7 protein-coding genes are annotated in these 4,439 nt (G+C 60.8%); 1 reads left to right on the top strand and 6 read right to left on the bottom strand.

Annotation, left to right across the window (positions count from 1 at the left end):
• Positions 1–506 (bottom strand): alpha/beta hydrolase-fold protein (locus B4F73_RS04610; protein ID WP_290482603.1); only part of this gene is annotated, 506 nt, incomplete at its 3' end.
• A 166-nt stretch (positions 507–672) separates the two neighbouring features.
• Here B4F73_RS04610 and B4F73_RS04605 point away from each other — a divergent pair.
• Positions 673–1,764, top strand: coding sequence for a glutathione S-transferase family protein (locus B4F73_RS04605; RefSeq protein WP_290479848.1), 1,092 nt, complete (start codon positions 673–675; stop codon positions 1,762–1,764).
• A gap of 5 nt (positions 1,765–1,769) precedes the next feature.
• Here the strand turns inward: B4F73_RS04605 and B4F73_RS04600 are convergent, their stop codons facing one another.
• The 5 genes from B4F73_RS04600 to B4F73_RS04580 all read right to left on the bottom strand — a co-directional run.
• Positions 1,770–2,243: a RidA family protein gene (locus B4F73_RS04600; RefSeq protein WP_290482602.1), complete on the bottom strand. Its 474-nt coding sequence runs from the start codon at positions 2,241–2,243 to the stop codon at positions 1,770–1,772.
• Positions 2,244–2,256: 13 nt separating this feature from the next.
• On the bottom strand, positions 2,257–2,580 hold the full coding sequence (locus B4F73_RS04595; RefSeq protein ID WP_051607429.1) for a hypothetical protein: 324 nt from the start codon (positions 2,578–2,580) through the stop codon (positions 2,257–2,259).
• A 123-nt stretch (positions 2,581–2,703) separates the two neighbouring features.
• Positions 2,704–3,081, bottom strand: coding sequence for a VOC family protein (locus B4F73_RS04590; RefSeq protein ID WP_206991202.1), 378 nt, complete (start codon positions 3,079–3,081; stop codon positions 2,704–2,706).
• A gap of 78 nt (positions 3,082–3,159) precedes the next feature.
• Positions 3,160–3,690, bottom strand: coding sequence for a DUF1993 domain-containing protein (locus B4F73_RS04585; protein ID WP_290482601.1), 531 nt, complete (start codon positions 3,688–3,690; stop codon positions 3,160–3,162).
• 38 nt (positions 3,691–3,728) lie between these two features.
• Positions 3,729–4,439: zinc-binding dehydrogenase (locus B4F73_RS04580; RefSeq protein ID WP_290482600.1), on the bottom strand; the 711-nt coding region annotated here is incomplete at its 5' end.

The following is a 4,439-nucleotide window of genomic DNA, read 5'->3' as shown; positions in this document are numbered from 1 at the left end:
CAGGATTTGTATATTTTCGGATGCTTCAGGTGCAGCGTGATCGCGCCATGACCGCCCATGGAATGACCGAAGATGCCCTGCCGGTCCATGTCGGCATAAGGAAAGTGTTCTGCGATCACCTTGGTCAGCTCATCCGTGATGTACTGATCCATCTTGTAGTGCTTCGCCCACGGCTCTTGCGTGGCCGTCAGATAGAAGCCCGCGCCCTGACCCAGATCATAAGCCTCATCATCCGGCACATCGTCGCCACGCGGGCTCGTATCCGGCGCAATAATCATGATTCCGTGCCGGGAGGCTGCCCGCTGCAGTCCGGATTTCTCCATCACATTCGCCCAGCTGCAGGTCAGGCCGGAGAGATACCACAGCACCGGCACTTTCTCCGGATCGGCCTGCGACGGCGTATAGACCGCAAACCGCATCGTACAGTTCTGCAACGCGCTCTCATGATCATGCACGGACAACGTGCCGCCAAAGGATTGCCATGCGGATACCTGGGTGAGGGTCATGTGCTGAGGTCCTGTCCATTCGAGTGAAAGTAACCTCACTGATGTGGCCCGGTTGAGCCTGCAGGACAAGGCCCCGCCGCGCACATGGTCGCCCGAGGTCAGCCTTGCCAGCCTCGCCCCGCTAGCCCAAAACAGGGCCCAGCCCACCAAAGCCTTCGGAGGATCTATGCCCGGCTATACATTGTACGGCGCCGACGTCAGTTATTACACGGGCAAGGCGCGCGCCTATCTCGACTGGCGCGGCGTGGACTATGTCGAGGAGCTGGCAACCCAACAGGTTTATCGCGACATCATCCTGCCCTCGGTCGGCTGGCCCGTGATCCCGGTGATGAAGACGCCGGACGGCGAGATTGTCCAGGACACGACCGACATCATCGAACACATCGAAGCCGCCGAAGGCCTCTCCCCGCCTGCGATCCCGGACGGCCCGGTGCAGGCCTTTGTCGCCCAGCTGCTGCAACTCTATGCCGATGAGTGGCTGGTCATTCCCGCCATGCACTATCGCTGGAACTATAATGAAGACTGGGCCTATCAGGAATTCGGGGCAATCTCGGCCCCGGACCGCCCGGCGCCGGAGCAATACGAGATCGGCAAGCGCAATGGCGAACGCTTCAAGGGCGCCCTGCCCCCGCTGGGTGTCTCGCCGACCACTGCACCGGCGATCGAGCAGAGCTATGAGGCTTTCCTCCGCGAATTCTCCGCGCATCTGGAAGTGCATCCCTATGCGCTGGGCGGCCGCGCCACGCTGGCGGACTTCGCGCTCTATGGCCCGCTCTATGCGCATCTCTATCGGGACCCGGCTTCGGGTGATCTGATGAGGCGCTATGCGCCCAAGGTCGCCGACTGGGTCGAGCGCGTGAAGGCAGGCTCCCCGCCTCAGGGCGACCTGCCCGCCAATGACGAAATCCCCGTTACGCTGGTGCCCATCCTCGCCCGCCAGATGCGCGAGCAATTCCCGGCCCTGCACCAGACCGCGCAACTCTTCGCCAACTGGGCCGAGACCGCTTCCCCCGGCACACATGTGCCGCGCGCGGTCGGCCAGATCGAGATCGACATTGAGGATACGCAAGGTCCAGCCGCTGCGCGCACCTTCCCGCTATGGCGTTTGCAGGCAGCGCTCGACGCCTATGCGGCGCTTGACGGCGACGCCCTCGCCCGCGCCGATGATCTGCTGGAACGTGTTCGCGGCAGCGCGCTAAAAGAGTTCATCCTGCCGGCCCGGCTTGCGCGCGCAGACTATCGCCTCGCACTCGCCTGATTGGGTCAGGGCGTGACGGCGAGACACTCGATCTCGACCTCTGCCCCAAGAGCCAGACCATTGACACCAAAGGTCGACCGCGCCGGTTTGGGGCCCGGCAGCGCTGCGTCATAAGCCGCGTTCATTGCGCCATAAGCCGCCATGTCGTCCAGGAAAACTGAACATTTTACCACATCAGAAAGGTCGGCATCGAACTCGGCAAGGGTCCGTTCGATATTCGCAAAGATCATGCTGGTTTCAGGGCCTACGCCTCCGGACGCGAGTTCATTCGTTGCCGGATCAATGCCCAGTTCGCCGGATAGATAGATTACGTCGTCCACGCGCACGGCCTTGGAAAAGGGCAGATCCGTTCCCGCTTTGGTGACGCCGGGAAAATGGGAAACTTCGGGTGAGGTGTTCACCTGAATGTCCTGAACATCCATAGCGACGCAGCCACTCAACAGCATGGCCGCCGCGCTCACCCCCAAAATTCTCATCATGTCCGCCTTCCCCTCAGTGAATCCATTTTGGCTCTTCGCCCTCGATCCCATCCTCCTCGTCATCGTCAAGGTCCGAATAGGTCGTGAACTGAACATCGTATCCGAAGGGCTGGTCTTCCGCTGGCACGTCCGGCTCGGTCACATAGACCTGCAACTCGCCGTCCATCTTGAAGCCAAGCCGCTTGCCGATGACAGAAATCATGTCCGCGGCCTGTTCCGGGTCGGTCGCCCAGACCTTCATGCCCATGATGCACGGACCGATCTCGGTCTCGTAATCGGCGTTCGGCTCGAACACCTGCCCGTCCGCAATCAGCGTATAGTGAGTAAACTCCGTCATGGAGAAATCATTACCCGCTTTGCAGCCAAGGTCGAGCCCGTGGGGCCAATTTCCGGGGGCTGGCGCGCACAAAAAAGGGCGACGCGTACAGCGCCGCCCTCCAAAGTTGACGTGCGTCCCACGCTAGCCGCGCAACATGGTGCAGATCTTGTTGCCGTCCGGATCGCGCAGATAGGCGAGATAGAGCTTCATGCCGCCGCCTTCTCGCCAGCCCGGTGGGTCTTCGATGGCCTTGCCGCCTGCTTCGATCCCGGCCTTGTGCCAGGCATCGGCCTGTTCGGTGCTGTCGACCGCAAAACCGATCGTGCCGCCATTGGCATGACAGGCTGGCTCGCCATCAATCGGCGGCGTGACAAGGAATGTTCCGCCATTGTGGAGATAGATCAGTCGCCCCTTCGGATCGACAATCGCCTCGCGCCCGCCCAGCGACTTGAAAAGCGCGTCGTAGAATTTCTTTGATTTTTCCAGATCGTTCGTGCCGACCATGACGTGACTGAACATGTGTTTCCTCCTTGTGGATGGGGAATTTGTGCCTCAGCCGCCGAAACAGCGCCAGAGGGATTTCGGCCTCCCCCCGCGTCAGCTTGCCATAGCCGCCGCCAGCAGCGGACGCAGATGGCTCAAATAGTCTGCTTTGCCGATGGCCAGCCCTTTGGCCCGCAGGATGTCGTAGGCGGTGACGAGATGGAAATAAAAGTTCGGCGTCAGCCATTCGTCGATATAGTCTTGGCCAGTCATGGAAAGCGTCGGCATGCTTGGCAGTTCGAGAGAGGTCTTCGCCTCGGCGAAGCTTTCCTTCGTGTCGGTCTGCGCCTCGATCCGGGAAATCGTCTCGGCCACAAGGGCTTTCAGGTCCGCGAAGCTCGCCGTATCAACCTCGAACTCTTTCACAGGCGTGTCGTTTAGCTTGCCCAGAAGTAATTCTGCCTGACGGCACGTGAACCAGAGCTGGTTCGGCAGAGGCAGCATGTCCTCGGCCAGCCGCGCCGTCAGCAGGGCTGTCTTCGCCGCGTCGTCCGGAAACAGCTCCGCCTCGGCCCGGCCAAGAATATTCTGCAGCGTGATCAGGCGCGTGCGGTAGATGTCGAGATTGCGTTTTACGATGGTCATTGGATAGTTCCTCCCCGGTCACTCTGAACGTGTCCGCCCTAGTCGTAAACCACCACGCTCCGAATGCTCTCGCCAGCATGCATCAGGTCGAACGCGTCATTGATCTTGTCCAGCTTCATGACGTGGGTGATCATCGGGTCGATCTGGATCTTGCCGTTCATGTACCAGTCGACGATCTTGGGCACGTCGGTGCGCCCTTTCGCGCCACCGAAGGCCGTGCCGCGCCAGTTGCGCCCGGTGACCAGCTGGAAGGGCCGTGTGCTGATTTCCTTGCCGGCCTCGGCCACGCCGATAATGATCGAGGTGCCCCAGCCGCGATGACAGCATTCCAGCGCCTGACGCATCACATCCGTATTGCCGGTACAATCGAAGGAATAGTCCGCGCCGCCATCGGTCAGTTCGACGAGATGGGCGACCACATCAGCGGTCTCCTTCGGATTGACGAAATGCGTCATCCCGAATTTCTCGCCCCATTCCTTCTTGGAATTGTTGATGTCGACACCGATGATCTTGTCGGCGCCCGCCATCTTCGCGCCCTGCAGCACGTTGAGGCCGATGCCGCCCAGGCCGAACACGACGACATTGTCACCGACCTGAACCTTGGCCGTATTGGTCACCGCGCCCACGCCCGTCGTCACGCCGCAACCGACATAGCAGGCCTTGTCGAAGGGCGCGTCGGTGCGGATTTTCGCAACCGCGATTTCCGGCAGGACGGTGAAGTTCGAAAAGGTCGAGCAGCCCATATAATG

The organism is Hyphomonas sp. UBA3601 (genome assembly GCF_002375605.1).
Lineage (GTDB): Bacteria > Pseudomonadota > Alphaproteobacteria > Caulobacterales > Hyphomonadaceae > Hyphomonas.
This window is presented reverse-complemented; position numbering and strand designations above follow the sequence as displayed.

What these genes read in the sequence shown, in the direction of transcription:
- B4F73_RS04585 (WP_290482601.1), bottom strand. Translation starts at nt 3,690, where the DNA reads ATGACCATCGTAAAACGCAATCTCGACATCTACCGCACGCGCCTGATC.
- B4F73_RS04590 (WP_206991202.1), bottom strand. Translation starts at nt 3,081, where the DNA reads ATGTTCAGTCACGTCATGGTCGGCACGAACGATCTGGAAAAATCAAAG.
- B4F73_RS04600 (WP_290482602.1), bottom strand. Translation starts at nt 2,243, where the DNA reads ATGATGAGAATTTTGGGGGTGAGCGCGGCGGCCATGCTGTTGAGTGGC.
- B4F73_RS04595 (WP_051607429.1), bottom strand. Translation starts at nt 2,580, where the DNA reads ATGACGGAGTTTACTCACTATACGCTGATTGCGGACGGGCAGGTGTTC.
- B4F73_RS04605 (WP_290479848.1), top strand. Translation starts at nt 673, where the DNA reads ATGCCCGGCTATACATTGTACGGCGCCGACGTCAGTTATTACACGGGC.